This is a genomic window from Trichocoleus sp. FACHB-46 (genome assembly GCF_014695385.1).
Taxonomy (GTDB): domain Bacteria; phylum Cyanobacteriota; class Cyanobacteriia; order FACHB-46; family FACHB-46; genus Trichocoleus.
This window is the reverse complement of sequence record NZ_JACJOD010000016.1, coordinates 14929-31520: the sequence shown is the minus strand read 5'-3', so window position 1 is coordinate 31520 and position 16592 is coordinate 14929. Positions and strand designations below refer to the sequence as shown.

Here is a 16592-nt window from a genome sequence, read left to right as displayed (position 1 = left end):
CTGGTTGGATCTAGGCTTAATTTACCCAACGCCGTTGCACCAACTATAGTGAAGAGAGAAATTCAGGCGATCGCTATGGTTCAAGCCTTACCCAGCCTACTAAGCTTTGAAGAATTTCTGGATTGGTGCCCAGAACCAGGACGCTATGAGCTGATTGATGGAGTTGTAATCGAGTTGAACCCCACGGGTACTCATGAAAAGCTTGCTGGCTTCGTTGCAGCTGAATTAAATTTCGAGATCAGGCAGCAGCGTCTACCTTGCTTTATTCCTCGAACTTGCACAGTAAAGCCATTCACCGATAGAGCAGGATATCTACCAGATGTAGTGGTACTGGATGAGCAGGCTGTCAAAGACGATCCTCTATGGGAAAAGCGCTCGACCATTACCATTGGCAAGGCAGCTCGGTTGGTGGTGGAGGTAGCCAGTACCAATTGGCGGGATGACTATGGACGGAAGCTCACAGACTACGAAGAGATGGGCATCCCTGAATATTGGATTATCGATTACTTAGCATTGGGAGCATCTCGCTACATTGGCTCGCCGAAGCAACCCACAATTTCAGTCTGCTGCTTGATCGATGGAGAATATCAAGTGACTCGCTTTACGGGAAGCGATCGCATTGTTTCTCAAGCTTTTCCAGAGCTGCACCTTACTGCTAGCCAGGTCATTGATGAAGCTAGTTAAAATTATTTAGTGGCAACCATTGCTTATGGTTGTCTCGTGATCGAACTACTTCGGGGCTCGCATCAATAGCTCCACTGCTGCTAATGTTGAGTGTTCACGCGGTCACACTTCTTGATTTTTGGGTCCGCGTGAAAGTGTAGGAGCATTGCTAAAGACTGGGGTTTAGACTAATCGGTGAAGAAAAGCGGACAGACCGGACGATCTGCCGCTTAATAGTCAAGGACATATCAAATCTTGACTATGAGTAATTTTGACAAGCTTCGAGCGTTTCGGCACGAAGCTTATGCCTTGTTCAGAAATGGGCGAGATGCTTTATTCGACCTGATGGATGCTGTGTGGGTAAGTCGGAGCATTTACTCGTTCGCAGAGCTTTCCTTGCCGCCAGTTTTTCGCCGGCAGTGGCCGAGTTTGTATAAGGCACTACAAGATAGCGAACCCCCTCGCCTGGAACTCATGCGACTCTATATCGAGCAGATCGCCCCAGAAAAGCGAATGGTTTTAGCAGGAGACCATACGGCCTGGTCACGCTTACCGGCCCAGACCCTGCGAGAGCGCACCTATGAACACCAAGCCCATCCAATGAGTGGAGCCAAGCCCATCACATTAGGACAAGGCTATAGCACGATTGCCTGGATTCCCGAAGAGCAAGGAAGCTGGGCCTTACCCTTCCTGCATGAACGCATTACCAGTGCTGAAACTCCGATGGAGAAGGCTGCGACTCAATTGCGTCACGTGTGTCAGAAATTGACGACTCGTCCGTTGTCCTTATGGGATGCGGAATATGGGTGTGCTCCCTTCCTCCAGAAAACAGCTGACATCACCAGTGACAAGCTGATTCGATTGCGCTCCAATCGCGTCCTCTACGGTCCTCCTCCTGCCTACTCTGGCAAAGGACGACCTCGAAGGCATGGCAATCCGTTCAAACTCAAAGATGCGACCACTTGGTGGCACCCGGATGAGGAGATGTCAGTCGAGGACGCGAAGTGGGGAACACTGCGCTTACAGATGTGGCATTCGCTCCATCTGAGGCAGGCTGCCAGTCAGGTGTTGTCTCTAATTCGAGTGGAACGGCTCCCTGACTCTTCTACGACCTCCCTCAAACCTTTATGGCTCATTTGGGTTGGGTTGGAACGCCCTCTCCTGGAAAGTCTCTGGAAACAATACTTGCGTCGATTTGCCATTGATCATTGGTATCGCTTTGCAAAGCAGCGCTTGCACTGGACATTGCCCAGTTAGCCACCCCTGAATCCTCCGAGCGGTGGAGCGACTTAATGCCCCTGCTAACCTGGCAGCTTTGGTTAGCCCGAAGCGAGGTCCAAGACTCCCCACTCCCTTGGCAAAGGTCCTCTGCCAATCTCTCTCCGGGTGGAACAGCCAATGCCTTTGCCGCAGTTTTAGCAGTGATTGGTTCCCCGGCTCCGCCTCCTAAACCCCGAGGAAAGTCGCCGGGGTGGATACCCGGACAACCCCGGTCTCGTCGGATTCGCTATCCAACGGTGAGAAAACACTTCAAGAAACCCAAAGTGGGGGCTAAAGAGTCCGCTTAATCTCTGAGTTCTTCGGTCTTTTCTACCTCGCTCAACTCTTACAAGGAATTGGGCTACTTCTGCCTGCCGTTCGTCTAAACTTCAGTAAAGACGAACGCACTCTTTAGTTTTTGCTATTCTTCAAAATCAAATGTAATAGATAATGCTGATGAGATGGGGCTCGTTTTTTGGCTCATTATTCGGAGCATAGTTTGAAAATTTGGAGAATCATCAACTAATCCTTCTTTACCATTTATAAATAAATCGCAGATAAAGTTTTCCATTTTCCAGCCAGCGACAGATTCTTGATCGGAAAAATCCTTCTTAAATGCATCTCTAATATCCTTGTAGGACGGTGCGTAATTAACTTGTTTGTCCTGAAAGCTTGTATCTAAAAATGGTTTTGAGATTACTCGGCAACCAACTTTGTTTTCGTCAATAGTTGGCACTCCCTCAACCGGAGTTTTAATTTCCCAAGGGATTAGTGAAGGATTGTATAAAAGATAATGAAGTGTGATGTTATGGCGGCTTGAAAACATGCTCATTGCCCCTTCCTGTTCACTCTTCAGCTTAAGGGCCTTATACTTTGATTTCTCAGAATACTTTAACAACATTGTTTTTACGAGTTCACAATGTTCTTCTTCAGTAACTAACAATCTTCCTAAGCCAGCACGAAAGTGTGGATCTTGAGGCTTATATTTTAGAGGACTCGCATAGAGCTTCTTTGATTGAAGAAAAGCTAATTTGCTTCGCGTGATCCTCCCATTCTTTCGAAACATTACCATCAAGCCAATATCTGCTACCTCCCAAGTTCGAAAATGTCTACCACCTCCAATAAAATGTGCGTCAATTCTTAATGTCCAATTTGAGTCAAACTTAATAGCTCCTTGCATATGTGCAAAGTGAGATATAAACAAAAGATCCAAAGACTCCTCGTGAGCATTTGGAAACATTGAAAGCTGAAAAGATATCTTCCTATTGCACTCCAAAAAAAGTTGCTTCAGAAAATTTTTAACATCATTAGGCAAGGTGAGATCAGGCCGATCAGTAGGATGAATGTATTCTGCTGAATCATTAGATAGTTGAGCTGGGGCTAATGAATGTTCTGACTTTTCGCTCATATACTTAGGGCACTAATGAAGTCCTTCTACTTTTGCCTGGTTAAATATCTTACCAGTGTTGAGGTTGTGACTAAAGCAATAATGCAAGCACCTTTAAAGAACAGAATTTAAAGCTTTGGCTAATGTTCTTGGGCAGTGATTACCAACACCTTTGCAACAATACAAGTGGCTTCGGTCAATCCGCTGCACCAGAATTGTGTATGCCGATTAGGGGCATGAATCAAAGAGTAAGAGTCCCTTGCAGGTGAACCGATGTCTAAATGATCAACTCGGTGAAAACTAAACCTTCTTTCGTCCGCGCCGATACTCAATTAGATCCCCCGGCGTGCAGCTCAGTGTATTGCAAAGGGCATCCAAGTGATCAAACTGAATTCCTTTTGTATTGCCGTACTCTAAATTTTGATAGCCGTTGATACTCTTGAAGCCCAGAAGATCGGCCATCTCTTTTTGAGTTTTGCCTGCTTTTTCTCGCAGCTCAGCCAATCGAAGATTGATCATCTAAATATCGTTTGAAAAGTTTACTACATCATTATTATAGCAAAATTTACCAAGAATTTGTTGGTTAACCAAGGATTTCTTGGTATAATAGAGAGGTAGAGAGAAATCAAAGCTTCTCTACAAAAGGCTTTCAGCTACATATAAATCAAAGAGCGGTCCCCGAGTCCAATCAGAAACCGCTCTTAGTCCCCAAACAAAGGAGAACCTAAATGCCAGGATACCTCAGTTCCGATGAAATCGAGAACGGCAAAGCTTATCGTGCAGGTCTATTCAGCGAAGACAGAGATTGGCTAGTCGCACCGCACGCAATCCCAGACGAGGATTGGGCGATCATTCCAAAGCAGCAGGGAGAGACTTGGAGCTTTGAGATCCATCACTATCACGGCATTGCAGCGAGCTGCCATGACTGGCCCACGATGGAAGAAGCTATTGAGGATGCCCAGCAAGCACTCAATCCATGCCTGGAACAACTGGAGGAGTGGCTGGAAGCGGAAGAGCAAACCGAGGCTGAGGCAATTGCAGAGGCGATGCGGGAGGAAATCGAGGATGCTGAATGGTGGTACGGTTTTAAGCTACTGCGGCTTTATGATTTACTACCCGCCTCACTCCGAGCGCTTCTAGGGCATTGTGCCTTCGATTTGGTGGAAACGGATGGGAGGAGTACCATGCGACTCGAATGCGCTTCCCAGACTGTTTTTCGCCGTATTCAACGCAAGCAAGAGAGCTTTAGAAATAGATTGATGAAGGTATTTGGCGCGATCGATTTGGCGATCGCCTATGGCGAAGAAGCGATCGTGATCCCTAGTACATACCAAAGATAAATTTAAGTATTGCTCAAAAAAGATGCTCCTGGTAGAGACTAGGAGCATCTTTTCTGATCTTTCAACAAGATGGGCATCTATTGGGGTCAATGGGAAAAAAACCTTAGCAAAACACAAGAACAGCAAAAGCGGGATGATACTTGGGCTTGGATTGAATTAGCTTGGCAAGAGTTAAAGTTTCCTGTCCGTTGCCGAGAGTTGCCGATTTTGCCTGGGATTTATTTTGTTGGAGGTGTACTGGCCCCAGAGCATTTGAGTTTGCAAACTCCTGCTGGAAAAGGAGAATATTGCAGCATTGCCGAGAAGCTGCCGAGTTGGGTCACGGCTGAGCAAAGACAAACACCTTTCCGCCATGCCTTATACATTGGCAGCTGCCATAGCCTTTGGACGCGCTGGGGAAGCCACCCGAAGAACAAGGAGCTTTATCCGCTTATGCAGGCTGGGGTTAGGATGAGTTTTTACTTCTGGTGCCTGCCACCTCCAGTGGGCGTTAGAGAAGCTGAGAACGAAAAAGAAAATAGGCTAGCTTTTGAAAAGCGCCTGAATCAAAGGCTTCGCCCCTTACTTGATTTAACGGAAAAGTAAGCGATCCCAACAAACACTACTTCGCTTTGCGCCGCTGTAACCGAAGTGGCTCCAGAGCAGCAGCCACTTCGGTTGGTGTTTCATGAATTTGCCGACCAGGGCTATCTTCGTCAAGCTCAATCACAAAGTACCAATCTGGCAACGGTCCCCATGAAACGCCAAAGATCGTGCCTGTGTCGCCTGTTTCTTTAATCCTGACTCGTTGAAAAAGCTTGAAAGCGGGCAGAGGGAGGCGCTTGGGAAGAGGAATAGCGTGCGTGGCTTGACTTGGCATATATGGACTCTAGCTCAATGTTTTCATGCTATCATGAATTCATGAATACCTGAAAAACTTTAAAGCGGGAATGCAGGAATGATATGCGACAATAGGCCGAAGTTCTTAAAGTTGAATCCCGTGGTTACAAACAGGCGAAGCGATCCAAGCTACTCACAGGTAAGCGGATACATCCCGAAGGAGTTGGCCCTAAAATTCCGGGTAAGATGCACAACCAAAGAGATCAGTCAAAGCGAGGGGATCGAGGAAGCTCTAATCCAGTGGCTTAATTCGGAAGAAAAGGAGTGATGCTAAAAAATATTTTTTAGCAGTGCGTTAAGTTCGTAGCACTCAGGTACACTTGCTTCAAGTTCAAGAAAGGAGCCTATGATGGTTCACGTCAAGCCCCTCACAGCAAAATTCAACCAGGAGGATATAAATCAAATCAAGGCTTTAGCCGCTATTCGGCAAGTGAAGCCTTCTGCCCTCGTAAGGCAGGCAGTCCGACAATTTATTACGCAGAACTATCCTGCTGCTGAGATAGTGACAATGCAAGAAACGGCCTGACTCAAGTTTTTCCGAACGTGTCAGACCGCTTCCAAGCTTATTTACAGCAAAAGATTGCAGCCAACAATCCTAGCTATGCAGTACAACACTCACAAAGAGAGGATCATACCAACCTCATGCTAACCGACTCTTTGAAAAAAGTAAACCACAACCTCAGCGAATTAGGAGGTTGTGGCAATGGGTAGAAGCTCTCGCTTAAGAAAAGTTCGTCAGCAAGAACGACGACTGACCCCTGACGAATACATTCAAGAAGGAATTCAAGAGTGGCGGGACGATCGCTCCCTGATCCTCAGTGATGTGATGGCTCTCGCAAAAGCTGATGCTGACTGCCCTGAGCTGGGCATTGGCTTTGGGCGGGCTTGGACGCCAGAAGAGATAAAAACCGTCGCCGCAGAAGTCGAACGACGCTGGCTTAAATAGCCCCAACAAAAATCGCCTCCTAGCTAGTAACTAGGAGGCAATTGAAGAAAAATTTTTGGTACCTCAATGATGGCAATAAACTGGGTAAAGTGCAAGTCCCAAAGCATAGGGAGTGCTCTGTGCACTGCTACAAATGAGCAGGTGCAAGCTTCACAGGCTTTCAATCAATTCGACACATCTAGCTCCAGCTTTGCAGGCTGCAAGGCTTCGCCACACCCAGCAGAAGGGGAGGCGAAAGGATGAAATCCTCTGGCGTAAGCACCACAAAACATCTTCTCTGCCCGATTTGCGAAAAAGATCACGGCTGCAAAATCAACGAAGATGGCTCGGTTCTCTGTTTGAGAATAACGAGTCCAAATGATGCCCCAACAGGGTACCGCTTTATCCAAACCTTGAATAACGATATGGGGGGGTTGTTTGTAGTAGGTAGGGATGACACTTATTCATCTTGGCAGGATGAGATAGAGCGTCGAAATCGGCTACGACAACAGAAGAAAGAAAAGACACGCAAGCAGTCACTTGTACTGAGCCTGGAGGAGCGCGATCGCCAATATCGTAATGTTCTCTCTCAACTGAGTGTAAGTGAAGAGCATAAGAGGCTACTGCTCGATCGGGGCCTCACTCAAGTGCAAATTGAGCAAGCTGGCTTCAAGACCTGGGTACCTATTAAGGGAGTAACGGGTGCAACCTCTAGCTTGTCAGGAATTGACCAACGGGGCGATCGTCTAGTGGGATGCAAAGGGATTGCTATTCCTGCCTATAGTCCACTCAAGCAAATCACTGGATTTCAAATCAAGACAGACTCTGGACGGCCAGGTAAGTACGTTTGGCTCAGTAGTGCTAGAAAGGATGGATCAGGCGGCAACGGTCCTCAACTTCCCAATGGAGAACTCCCACTATTTGTATGGATGCCAGAGGGGGTTAGTGCTGAAGAGATTTGGCTGTGCGAGGGAGGGCTTAAATCTGCGATCGCTGCTTACAAGCTCAATAAAGTAGTCATTGGTGCAGCGGGGGGGCAGTTCACCACCGACACCTTACAGAATTATCTGAAGATACTTAAGCCTTCTAGAGTTGTACTTGCTCCAGATGCCGGAGCCATCAACAACACGGCTCAAATTCCGGCAGCCAACTACAAAGTCATCAAGCTGTGCCAAGCATGGGGATGCGAAGTAAAAGTTGCTTGGTGGGATCAAAAGAGAGAAACCAAAGATCTAGACATTGACGAACTGTTGGTAGCTGGACGAGGAGGCGAGATTCAGTTCATCAGTCCAGAAGCTTTCTTCAACTTACACCCTATTAGCATTCGAGAGAAGCTAGAAAAGCATACGCCGCAACGGGCAGGATTAATTCGCTCGGATTTTCCGGTTCTTTCACCACACGAATTTCAGAATACTCATAGCGTCACCGAGTATCAGGCAGGAGATAGGCAAAAAATATTGGAAGAGCTTGTTAAGCAAGGAGGAGTGTTTCAGGAGAGTAGCGGTATGGGATTAGGAAAATCCCATACCGCAGGGCTACTAGAACCCGAAAACGTTGATGTAGAACAGATTATTTACATCACCAACAATCCTCGAAACGTCACGACTGAGACTCTGAAAGGCTGGCCTGTCAATCAAGGAAGGCATAGGGGACTTGTTGTGCTTCCAGGACCGAATGGAACAGAGCAAATTAGAAACGCGAAGGAAGGTGAGCATCCAACGATTCTTCCTAACTGTGATAGGAGTGAGGAAGCTCATCTTCTCTCGGCCCGTAATATACCAGCAGTAGGTTCAAAAATTTGCCCAGGCTGCCCATACTTGGAGGACTGTAGAAAAGGAGCTGGTCCCTACGTTTACCTTGCCGACCGCGTTGAAACAATATCTCAACCGAGATACGTCAGTCACATAGACAGCTTAGATCCCAAGACGTTTGCAGGTTATTCCCCGAACCCAGACAAAAAACCGCATCAACGTAAAACATTACTAGTGCTCGAGGAAGCATCTCAACAAAAGCTTTACAAATCCTTTACAGTTCGCTTAGCGGATTTGGAGCGGACACGATCAGATCTCAAAGCCAACCACCCAGATGAAGCAGAAAAGCTAGAGCCAACTATTGAGGCGATTAAGCAGGGACTTTTAGGGAAGCTTCCTCGATATGGACTGGATCACTTAGAAGTGTTAAAAATTCTGCCCAAAGAATTGCCTGATCTAACGGTTGAAGAGATGGAGCTTATCTCCGCGCAGGAAAGTAAATTTTTTGAGCCGGACTATGTTGCAGAGGAACATGGCTTTAGTAGTGATACAAAGCTGTCTGATTTACCACGCGAAGCCAGAAAAGCAGCAAAGCCAAACTCACAGCAATTGATGAAACAGACAGAAGCATTGATTACTCTACGTTGGCTTCCTGACTTCTGGAAAGCGTTGCATGGGGAAGGGGTGCTTCGATTAACAACTTCTGGACTAGAAATCAAACTCCCTGACCAACGCCGATTAGAGATCTTAACAAGTCCCGCAGTGAAAGCAATTATCCTGCTGGATGCAACAGAGCCTTCTGAAAATTTTGAGCAATGGCTTAAAAAACCTGTAGTGACGGTTAGGGAAAAACCTCCTGATCAAGTAGCTGAAGTTGAATTTATTCAGATTAATGATTTGGGGATGATGGGCTTTAGCCGAGGCAAAGATCAGCAGCGACGAGCACGAATTTTGGAAGATGAGATAAAAAAGCAGTATCCTGATGCACTCGTTATTAACACTCAAGAGTACGCCCAAGAGGGAGATGGATACTGGTTTTTGCATAGTAGGGGATCAAATGCTTTTCAAGAAACTTCAACGTTGATTTTAGTGGGTTGTCCCATTCCTAACATAGGCGCGTTAACCGATGAGTTTGCGCTGATGACTGAGCGTCATCCATCAACCGATATTGTGCCGCGTAGCTATCCCATTAATGCAAAGAATACAAAGCCAGGAGGACCTTGGTGGGTTCGAACACTTAATGAGTCAGCAGATCTAGAGCTGGCAGCTTTTATTCGCCGTCGTATCTTAGCAGAGATTGACCAGGGAGCCGAGCGCTTGCGGGCAAACCGGAGGCCAGGAGGAAAACTAAGAGTATTTTTTCTATCCGATTACCCTTTGGATAGAGAAGTTACTTTTGTTAGCTCTGAAGAGGTAGTACCCCAAACTGCTTCAAAGAAAAAAGGAATCAGTGCTGCCGACGTTGAGCGAGCAACACAACAGCTTGAGCGAAGAGGCAAAAAGGTAACTGAAGAGGCGATCGCTAAGAAATTAGGAGTCAGCCGCTCTACGGTCAATCGAGCTAAAAAAGTTCATGGTGAACAATTTCAGGTGGAGAGTGTCCAAAACCCTTGCCTGGAGGGCGATCGGGAGTGGTTTGTAGATGCTCACGATGCTATTAATAATAGTAATAGCACTTTGAACATCTACAAACCACCTGCAAATGCTCTCCAGGAGGGCGTTTCAAGCTCTGAATCTGAAGAAACGCATTCTCCTCGCTCAAGCTTGCCTGCTCCTGAGGTTAAAGTTCTGCCTTCGCCAAGCACGAAACCTCCCACTACTATCCGAGTGGGCGACATTGTAAAGCGGCACAGTGACGGTGCTTTGTTTAGGGTAAAGGACGTTGGTGGTGGCTCCGCTTGGGTGAAATGGCTTGATCAGTCAGTTGCGCTGATTGATATCACGATCCCACTATCAGAGCTGGGGCCAGTAGATAATTTTTAGCTGCTTTGTCGTAAGTACATAAGCTTCCTTGAGAATAAGGACATGCTGCTCGGGGTAGCACCGTTGGCTGCGGCGAGATAACTACGCAGCCAGCCTTCCTCCCAGTGTTTTCATTCTCCGAACTCAAGTTTTTCAAGGACAAAAATGGACAACGAAAATCAGAATCAAGCCCAAGACGGTGATCTCTCTCAGCAGTTCATCGCTCTACAAAAGGATCTCACCACCGCGCAACAGCAGCGAGCTGAGCTAGAAGCTCAGCTCGCCACAGCTAATACCGCTCTAGGCCAGCTTCAAAATGAGAACCAGATCCTCACCGCTGGTGGCCTAGACGAAGTTCGCCTGCAACACGAAACTCGTGCGAAAGAGTTAGAACAAGGATTTCTGCGCCGGGAATTCAATCGTGAGTTGGATCAATCAGGTTTCAGCAGCGACCCTGACCATCGCGATTTTCTTTGGCACCGCGCTTCCCAGCGCTTAGGCTTCAAAGGCACTGAGCCTGTGGTTCTTGATGCCAACGGTCAGTTGGCATACACTGCCGTAGGTGGCACCGTTCGTCCCCAGGGTATTCCCGACTTGATCTCCCAATTCCGCTCCAACGAATCCACGAAGATTTTCTTCACTGGCGGCTCTAGTTCTGCGCCTGCCAAAGAGGATGGGGTGCGATGGATTACGAGCCAGCAAGCCAACGATCGCCAGTTCCTCAGGAAAGAGGGCATTGACCTCGAAGATTACCAGTCGGGCAAAGTGAAAATTTTGCCCCTTGGCCAGTCTGCTCCCCCCTCAACATCTACTAAGTCCACTACCTCCAGTTCTCCTACGCAGCCTCAGGGCCAGCAACAGGTGCCCCAGATTCCTAAGAGCCTTCTTGGTTCATCGGTGCACCAGCTGCGGCAGTGGTGCACCCAGAACAATGTAAAACTCACCGACTACGGCGACATGATTTCTAGTGGGAGAATCCAAGTAATTGATGCCTGATCAAAAAGAAATCTTGGCAGAGGAGCAAGTCAATGTGCTTGCTCCTTTCTTGGAGGCAGCGCAAGCGATCGCTGTCCTCGACCACCGCAGCGTAGAGGCTCCCCATGTGAGGGGCGAAGCTCAAAAGCTAATCGCTCTGTTGCAGGATACTCCAACGATCAGCCGAAGGCATCTATCTGAGCTAGCTCTTTCACAATTAGAGATGGCCCAGCTTTTGCTAGAGAGCGTCAAGGATTGGATAGAAGTGGCGAATTCCGTCAAGAGCCGTCGAACTGCGTCAGTCCGCTTCAGATCGGCTATCAAGGCTTTAGCGCGAGTGAATCGATTGCTAACAAGCCTTATCAAAGCCCAGGCGGCTGCCCAGAAAAGCCAGCAGGCTTGGGCTCAGAGGAGGTAGGCATGCCACGGTGGACAGATGAGGCACGGCAGCGTCAGTCGGAGCTGATTAAGGATTGGAAGCCTTGGAATAGATCCACTGGCCCCAAAACTGCGGCTGGCAAGGCTTCATCAGCGCGAAATAGCTGTATCCATCATCAAATAAGGCTCTACTGTACAAGATTGGATGGGCTGAGGGAATCTTTGGGCTTATCGCTGAATAGTTCGTGCCCTCAAAGTTCCAAGTAAGAACAAACAAAAACAACTCAGTTGAGCTTGTTGAGGCGATCGCTGCTTGTGAATTGATGCTTGTTTTTGAAAATTGGTTCAGCTTTTTCCTTTGTCTTTTTTGGCAAAATTCGGGGTATTTATGGGGTTGAACTACCCAGGTTCAACCTCGTTTTTTATTACTCTAAAATCGCTGAAATTCCTTTTCTGTAAGCGGTTCAGCGTTTGGTTCGGGGTTGGTTCAGTGGTTCAGATTTATCGATGGTTGAACCAGGCTGAACTGATGTTCGTTGTAGTTGAACTGTCTCTGAACGGGCTTGAACCAATCGCTGAACTTTGCTCTAAGCACCGAATTCTCATTTGCTAGCTCAAAGCACATGGAAGCAGATCAACCCCTTGTTCCCCCTCCCACTTCCCAGATCGGCGGAAACAAGCAAATTTTGAGTGCAGGCAGTACTCCCTCGACCCTCAGGCATGTCTCATCAAAGAAGGCTGAGAGATTCTTCAAGGCTTGATGCTGGGTTGCTCCATGCTATTCCGTAGTGTGGAATAAATAGCCATATTATGGAACACTGCGGAAAGAGTAACCATGATTTGCCATGTTGCGGAATCATGCGGAATTAGTAGCTAGATTTCCCTGGCAGAAGCCGAATCAAGTTGGCTGCGATGCAATGTTCCGGATGATTGCTTGTCGTCCGATTCCGCGTAGTGGCGATTTGTGGTCACTTCTGTCATCACATTCCGTGACATGGCAATTTATGGTTATTTCCGCCGCGAAATGAAGTAGTTAGAAAATGTGAGGCAGCTTGCATAGGTAGAGCCTTAAAAAAACTCCACTCCTACTCCTCAATAGCTGACTCAATTACCCTGATGATTTCTGGCAGCTTCTTCGCCAACTCCTTTTCTTTCCGGCTTTGTGGCTCTGTTTTCTGCCACTTTTCTAGTTTGGATACAGCTTGCCGCAGTAATAAAAACCGGTCAGTTGTCCTATTTTCCTGTTTCTCTTCGTTTAAGTAGCGCCTAACCGTTCTCAAACTTTTACCAACAATAATTTCCAAGGCAGGCCGTAATGCCTTTTTACCTTTTTCTGGCCTTCCTCTTGCATCCACATACCCTGCTGCTCGCAGCCGATCTGCTAACGTCTTGACTTCTAATGGGGTATAGTCACGGCGTTTTTCGTTCTCAGTTACTTCAATTTGCAATGCAAGCTCAGGGTCCTGCTCTGCATCAAAAGACATGATTCGTACTGGAATGCGATCGCTTGGGAACAGCTTCTGATAGTTATCTAAGGCTCTATTTTTGAGAGCTTCAATGGCTGCTCTACGATGTCCACCAGCGAGCAGCCTCCCTTTTGTATCCACCACTAATGGCTCAATCAGCCCTACGACCGCTATGGATTCAGCTAGAGCATCCACGTGTTTTTTGTCTAATGGCCTGGTGTCTTTGTCTATTCGGTCTTGGATTTGCTCTAGAGGTATTGTTCCCCCTTCTCGCTCAGCTGATGCTCTAAGCTGTTCATCTAATTGATTCTCTGGATCAACTCCTCCTCTAGTGACCCACGAATCAGCGGCAGGTGGTGGTGTGGTTGGTTTCTGGGCTATACGCTTTCTTTGCTGCTTCACCATGCCTTCGCTCCCAGGAGTTTTAAAATTTCTCGGCTAAGCGCTTTAATTTCGTTAGCAGCAGTGCTAGTAGGGGCTAACTCAAACACCGAGTAACCGGCTGACGACTCAGCGAATGCAATCCTCTGACAAATAGCAGACTTGAGAATCGGAAACGGATAGCCAGCTAGCGCTGCTCCGATCTCCTGACCAATTGCTGTGTTTACAACCTTGCGGTTAATGCAAAATAGCGCCTTAATCTCTGGCCTAAACTGTTGAGCTTCCTCTATTAATTGAACTGTTTCTGTTGCTGCCCAAACATCGTATGAAGATGGTTGAACTGGAATGATTACAAGGTCTGATGCAAGGATTGCAGACCTAGCCAAAGCAGATACACGCGGTGGGCTGTCAATGACGCAGTGGTCGTAATTCTCTAATAGTTCTGGTAGATCGCGATGAAGTGTATTTCGTGCCATTCCGATTACAGGAAAAGGGGATGGTTCCTCTCTAGCTGCTGCCCAAGTGCTAGCACTTGCTTGTGGATCAGCATCGACGAGCAGAACACGTTTTTTCGAGAGGGCGATCGCGTGAGCGAGATTGACTGATAAGGTTGTCTTTCCTACACCCCCCTTCTGATTAGCAAGGGTCAAAATCATACGACTTGTTTGAGCAACTATTTGAATAAGTGAATTTTACGCCCTACTGCTCAATGTATCGTTGTGTTCGCTGTAATAGTTGGCTACTTACTGACTCCTTGCTCTAGACCCAAACAACCTTAGTAATTTGTTAAGTCTAGAAAACGCAAACTTGTGATGAGAATTCTCCTAAATGAAGGCTAAATGACGAGGGGTAAAAATCTCGTAAAGTGACTAGAACCAAGGTTATGGTATTGACACTAGCTCTAGGTACTCGTGTAGGCTCCATCAAGGTGTGGGCATCTTAGTTTTAGCAAGTAGCTGGTCAAGTCCCAGGAAGAATCGCACGATGAATGATAGCAAGGAATTGTTTGAGTACTGGCATGACAGAGTTCGTTTAAGAAACCAGAAGCTGATGGAAGCGCCTGGGCACCTTAAAACTCCTGAATTGCGTCATGAGTGCACCAATTATGATGAACTCCGCCAGGGGCGCGAAGTTCAACTACTAGGAGAGCCAGAACGCAGTAAAGTCATTGCAATTATTAAGTATGAATGCACCGCCCAGGCTCTACAGTATCGTGCTGGGTGCCTTCGCGATCGCGCCAATAAGCTAGAAGACGCTTGTAATGAGCTAGATCGTGAAAAGTCCCGGCTTCTGAAATTTGTCAAGGCATTACAGGAAAAGCTATTTGGTAAAGATAAAGAACTTGAGCAACTAAAAGCTCGAATTGCTCGGTTAGAGGCTGAGAATGAAACCTTACGAATGGAAGTTGAAAAAGCTGAAGCCTATGCAGAACTTCAGGTTGAATTTGAGAAACTTCAAAAGCAATACGCTGTTATAGAAAAACGTAGAAAAGAACTTGCGAAAAATAACCAGAGCTTAGGAGGAAGAGTAGCTGGCGTGCAACGTGTACGGCAAGCACGAGATACAGCCCAGGCTCTTGTGAAAGAGCAAAAGCAGCAAATTACAACACTGATCAAGGAAAATCAACAACTTCGTAAGGGGAATGAAAAACTCCAGGCAGAACTAGAAAAACTTCAGAAACGAAATGATTTAGGTCGCACTGAAAATCAAGACAATGAAACACGCTGAATTAAAAGCGCAAGTCTATAAGTTGGCTGAGGTCAGCACAATCCAGCAACTCAAAGCGAAGCATGAATCGCTCAAGGCGCTAGACATGCGCCGCAAAGTTTCTTGGCAGGAAGCCCTCGTTGTTGTTAAAACTCAACAAGATGAATTTCGGAATTGGTTAGCTAATCCTCCAGACGAGTATAAAGAACTATTTTCTGAAATTGACTCGACCTCGCAAGAATATGACCGGAAACTGGCGGAGGCAAATCAAGTAGCAGCAGAGCTTATCACTATTGCTAGCGACTTAGAAGAATTAGCAAAAGACCACCAAGGCGAAGCCGATAGCCTAAAGCGAGAAGTCGGAGCTGCACAACGCATTTCAAAGCGAGCTGAGTTGAACTGATGGATATTGATTTACTCCAAGTTGAAAATGCTTTGCAAGAACTAGGTGGTATAGCTTCTTGCCTGGAGATGGCCAACCTATTGCGTCAGCAATACACAGCTACCCAATACTCAGAAGTCGATTTGGCAGTTCGATGCATTGTGTATTCCCATTGCCCTCAACATCCACAAGAGTATCGGGGAAAACCCATTTTTGAAGCAGTGGATGCCTGGAACTACAGGTTCTGGAAACCAGCTAAACAATACAGCGATCGCTACGTCCAAGCGCTCTATAGAAAAAAACTAGTCGCGTCATGGGGATGCTGCATGGTAACAGGAGCTAAAGTACAGTGCAAAGCTTCTCATATCAAGCCTCGCCATCAATGCAAAGATCAGACTGAGAAAGCAAACGTGTTCAATGGCTTGTTGCTAAATCCGATACTTGACGTGCTATTTGACAAAGGTTTAATTAGCTTTGATGATCATGGGCAGATTTTATTTTCCTCAAAACTGGATGCAGATGAAATCCAAAGGTTAGGGCTGTCGCCAACGCTGAAAGTTCAAACCATTCGTAATGGTCACCGAGCCTATCTTCAATATCACCGGACTCAAGTTTTCCTAGGTGTTTCGGGAAGTGCAGAACCTACATCCGTTAAAAATGCACTTATATAAAACCTGTTTGCTAAGGATAGCTGACACCGAAGGCAGCATTAACTATGAGCTCTCTTAAAATGTAGTGTCTGGATTGAAAGAAATCACTACCTTGTTTATTTCACCCATTTATAGAAAAGTTTGAAACAGCCCTAAGTAGGTAGGTGTAATTAAACTGAAGATAGTTTTCAGGCTGTGTAAGGGTTTCAGGCGAAGCCATCTTATATTTAATTTGACCCACCTACTTAGTCCACCTGTACTACAACGAGCTGGACTAATTTTGGCCTAAAAAATGCAAAAACACCCATACTACAGGGGTAATTCTGGGTGTTTTTAGAGCTTGAAACCCGTATTCTAGCGTTGACGCATTGTTGCGCTACGCAATCATTCTGATTCGGAACCTTGCTGCGATAGATGTTCCAAAACCCAAGCCAGTTTAAGCTTTCCAGCTCATCTCGCACTTCTGTGCCCCCATATCAGCTCAGC

19 protein-coding genes are annotated in these 16592 nt (G+C 46.7%); 13 read left to right on the top strand and 6 right to left on the bottom strand.

All coding sequences use genetic code 11. From position 1 onward, the window contains the following. The 3 genes from H6F72_RS11840 to H6F72_RS30210 form a co-directional block, all read left to right on the top strand. Window positions 1-684: Uma2 family endonuclease (locus tag H6F72_RS11840; RefSeq protein ID WP_348252619.1), on the top strand; the 684-nt coding region annotated here is incomplete at its 5' end. A gap of 240 nt (window positions 685-924) precedes the next feature. Next, window positions 925-1920, top strand: coding sequence for a transposase (locus tag H6F72_RS11835; protein ID WP_242016902.1), 996 nt, complete (start codon window positions 925-927; stop codon window positions 1918-1920). 35 nt (window positions 1921-1955) lie between these two features. Then, window positions 1956-2231 (top strand): hypothetical protein, encoded by a 276-nt coding sequence (locus H6F72_RS30210; RefSeq protein ID WP_242016901.1) that lies wholly within the window; start codon window positions 1956-1958, stop codon window positions 2229-2231. Window positions 2232-2344: 113 nt separating this feature from the next. Here H6F72_RS30210 and H6F72_RS11830 read toward each other — a convergent pair whose 3' ends face one another. Together H6F72_RS11830 and H6F72_RS11825 are read right to left on the bottom strand one after the other, a co-directional pair. Next, window positions 2345-3331, bottom strand: a complete 987-nt coding sequence (locus H6F72_RS11830; RefSeq protein WP_190435241.1) for a hypothetical protein — start codon at window positions 3329-3331, stop codon at window positions 2345-2347. 279 nt (window positions 3332-3610) lie between these two features. Continuing rightward, the gene (locus tag H6F72_RS11825) at window positions 3611-3829 is read right to left on the bottom strand and encodes a helix-turn-helix transcriptional regulator (protein ID WP_190435237.1); all 219 of its coding nucleotides are present in this window, start codon (window positions 3827-3829) and stop codon (window positions 3611-3613) included. A 209-nt stretch (window positions 3830-4038) separates the two neighbouring features. On the opposite strand from H6F72_RS11825, the gene H6F72_RS11820 reads away from it, so the two are divergent. Together H6F72_RS11820 and H6F72_RS11815 are read left to right on the top strand one after the other, a co-directional pair. After that, window positions 4039-4650 (top strand): hypothetical protein, encoded by a 612-nt coding sequence (locus H6F72_RS11820; RefSeq protein ID WP_190435234.1) that lies wholly within the window; start codon window positions 4039-4041, stop codon window positions 4648-4650. 69 nt (window positions 4651-4719) lie between these two features. Continuing rightward, complete coding sequence (locus tag H6F72_RS11815) at window positions 4720-5235, top strand: hypothetical protein (protein WP_190435231.1); 516 nt, start codon at window positions 4720-4722, stop codon at window positions 5233-5235. Between the two features lie 16 nt (window positions 5236-5251). On the opposite strand, the gene H6F72_RS11810 is transcribed toward H6F72_RS11815, so the two are convergent. Then, on the bottom strand, window positions 5252-5509 hold the full coding sequence (locus H6F72_RS11810) for a hypothetical protein (protein WP_190435228.1): 258 nt from the start codon (window positions 5507-5509) through the stop codon (window positions 5252-5254). A 366-nt stretch (window positions 5510-5875) separates the two neighbouring features. Here H6F72_RS11810 and H6F72_RS11805 point away from each other — a divergent pair, with 366 nt between their 5' ends. From H6F72_RS11805 to H6F72_RS11785, 5 genes are all read left to right on the top strand, one after another. Then, window positions 5876-6055 carry a CopG family transcriptional regulator gene (locus H6F72_RS11805; protein WP_190435225.1) on the top strand — a complete coding sequence of 60 codons (180 nt, stop codon included), beginning with the start codon at window positions 5876-5878 and terminating at the stop codon, window positions 6053-6055. A gap of 177 nt (window positions 6056-6232) precedes the next feature. Next, window positions 6233-6475, top strand: coding sequence for a hypothetical protein (locus tag H6F72_RS11800; RefSeq protein WP_190435223.1), 243 nt, complete (start codon window positions 6233-6235; stop codon window positions 6473-6475). Between the two features lie 239 nt (window positions 6476-6714). Then, the gene (locus H6F72_RS11795; protein ID WP_190435220.1) at window positions 6715-10188 is read left to right on the top strand and encodes a hypothetical protein; all 3474 of its coding nucleotides are present in this window, start codon (window positions 6715-6717) and stop codon (window positions 10186-10188) included. Between the two features lie 144 nt (window positions 10189-10332). After that, the gene (locus H6F72_RS11790; RefSeq protein WP_190435217.1) at window positions 10333-11163 is read left to right on the top strand and encodes a hypothetical protein; all 831 of its coding nucleotides are present in this window, start codon (window positions 10333-10335) and stop codon (window positions 11161-11163) included. Beyond that, window positions 11156-11560, top strand: coding sequence for a hypothetical protein (locus tag H6F72_RS11785; RefSeq protein ID WP_190435213.1), 405 nt, complete (start codon window positions 11156-11158; stop codon window positions 11558-11560). The genes H6F72_RS11790 and H6F72_RS11785 overlap by 8 nt, the downstream gene beginning before the upstream one ends. A gap of 833 nt (window positions 11561-12393) precedes the next feature. Here the strand turns inward: H6F72_RS11785 and H6F72_RS30740 are convergent. The 3 genes from H6F72_RS30740 to parA all read right to left on the bottom strand — a co-directional run bounded on the left by H6F72_RS30740 (window position 12394) and on the right by parA (window position 14023). Continuing rightward, window positions 12394-12516, bottom strand: coding sequence for a hypothetical protein (locus tag H6F72_RS30740; RefSeq protein ID WP_255527331.1), 123 nt, complete (start codon window positions 12514-12516; stop codon window positions 12394-12396). 89 nt (window positions 12517-12605) lie between these two features. Continuing rightward, window positions 12606-13391: a ParB N-terminal domain-containing protein gene (locus H6F72_RS11780; RefSeq protein ID WP_190435210.1), complete on the bottom strand. Its 786-nt coding sequence runs from the start codon at window positions 13389-13391 to the stop codon at window positions 12606-12608. After that, window positions 13385-14023 carry a ParA family partition ATPase gene (parA, locus tag H6F72_RS11775; protein WP_190435207.1) on the bottom strand — a complete coding sequence of 213 codons (639 nt, stop codon included), beginning with the start codon at window positions 14021-14023 and terminating at the stop codon, window positions 13385-13387. Before parA ends, H6F72_RS11780 begins: the two co-directional genes overlap by 7 nt. A 328-nt stretch (window positions 14024-14351) precedes the next feature. On the opposite strand from parA, the gene H6F72_RS11770 reads away from it, so the two are divergent. Genes H6F72_RS11770 through H6F72_RS11760 form a run of 3 tightly spaced genes read left to right on the top strand, consistent with a single transcriptional unit; the run spans window position 14352 to window position 16127 of the window. Then, complete coding sequence (locus H6F72_RS11770; RefSeq protein WP_190435205.1) at window positions 14352-15095, top strand: hypothetical protein; 744 nt, start codon at window positions 14352-14354, stop codon at window positions 15093-15095. Next, complete coding sequence (locus H6F72_RS11765) at window positions 15082-15477, top strand: hypothetical protein (protein ID WP_190435202.1); 396 nt, start codon at window positions 15082-15084, stop codon at window positions 15475-15477. The genes H6F72_RS11770 and H6F72_RS11765 overlap by 14 nt, the downstream gene beginning before the upstream one ends. Continuing rightward, on the top strand, window positions 15477-16127 hold the full coding sequence (locus H6F72_RS11760) for an HNH endonuclease (RefSeq protein ID WP_190435199.1): 651 nt from the start codon (window positions 15477-15479) through the stop codon (window positions 16125-16127). The genes H6F72_RS11765 and H6F72_RS11760 overlap by 1 nt, the downstream gene beginning before the upstream one ends. Window positions 16128-16592 lie beyond the last annotated feature (465 nt).

Bases quoted from the DNA above. Each gene is read 5' to 3' on its own strand.
- H6F72_RS11835 (WP_242016902.1), top strand. From the start codon at position 925: ATGAGTAATTTTGACAAGCTTCGAGCGTTTCGGCACGAAGCTTATGCC.
- H6F72_RS30210 (WP_242016901.1), top strand. From the start codon at position 1,956: ATGCCCCTGCTAACCTGGCAGCTTTGGTTAGCCCGAAGCGAGGTCCAA.
- H6F72_RS11830 (WP_190435241.1), bottom strand. From the start codon at position 3,331: ATGAGCGAAAAGTCAGAACATTCATTAGCCCCAGCTCAACTATCTAAT.
- H6F72_RS11825 (WP_190435237.1), bottom strand. From the start codon at position 3,829: ATGATCAATCTTCGATTGGCTGAGCTGCGAGAAAAAGCAGGCAAAACT.
- H6F72_RS11820 (WP_190435234.1), top strand. From the start codon at position 4,039: ATGCCAGGATACCTCAGTTCCGATGAAATCGAGAACGGCAAAGCTTAT.
- H6F72_RS11815 (WP_190435231.1), top strand. From the start codon at position 4,720: ATGGGCATCTATTGGGGTCAATGGGAAAAAAACCTTAGCAAAACACAA.
- H6F72_RS11810 (WP_190435228.1), bottom strand. From the start codon at position 5,509: ATGCCAAGTCAAGCCACGCACGCTATTCCTCTTCCCAAGCGCCTCCCT.
- H6F72_RS11805 (WP_190435225.1), top strand. From the start codon at position 5,876: ATGATGGTTCACGTCAAGCCCCTCACAGCAAAATTCAACCAGGAGGAT.
- H6F72_RS11800 (WP_190435223.1), top strand. From the start codon at position 6,233: ATGGGTAGAAGCTCTCGCTTAAGAAAAGTTCGTCAGCAAGAACGACGA.
- H6F72_RS11795 (WP_190435220.1), top strand. From the start codon at position 6,715: ATGAAATCCTCTGGCGTAAGCACCACAAAACATCTTCTCTGCCCGATT.
- H6F72_RS11790 (WP_190435217.1), top strand. From the start codon at position 10,333: ATGGACAACGAAAATCAGAATCAAGCCCAAGACGGTGATCTCTCTCAG.
- H6F72_RS11785 (WP_190435213.1), top strand. From the start codon at position 11,156: ATGCCTGATCAAAAAGAAATCTTGGCAGAGGAGCAAGTCAATGTGCTT.
- H6F72_RS30740 (WP_255527331.1), bottom strand. From the start codon at position 12,516: ATGTCACGGAATGTGATGACAGAAGTGACCACAAATCGCCACTACGCG.
- H6F72_RS11780 (WP_190435210.1), bottom strand. From the start codon at position 13,391: ATGGTGAAGCAGCAAAGAAAGCGTATAGCCCAGAAACCAACCACACCA.
- parA (WP_190435207.1), bottom strand. From the start codon at position 14,023: ATGATTTTGACCCTTGCTAATCAGAAGGGGGGTGTAGGAAAGACAACC.
- H6F72_RS11770 (WP_190435205.1), top strand. From the start codon at position 14,352: ATGAATGATAGCAAGGAATTGTTTGAGTACTGGCATGACAGAGTTCGT.
- H6F72_RS11765 (WP_190435202.1), top strand. From the start codon at position 15,082: ATGAAACACGCTGAATTAAAAGCGCAAGTCTATAAGTTGGCTGAGGTC.
- H6F72_RS11760 (WP_190435199.1), top strand. From the start codon at position 15,477: ATGGATATTGATTTACTCCAAGTTGAAAATGCTTTGCAAGAACTAGGT.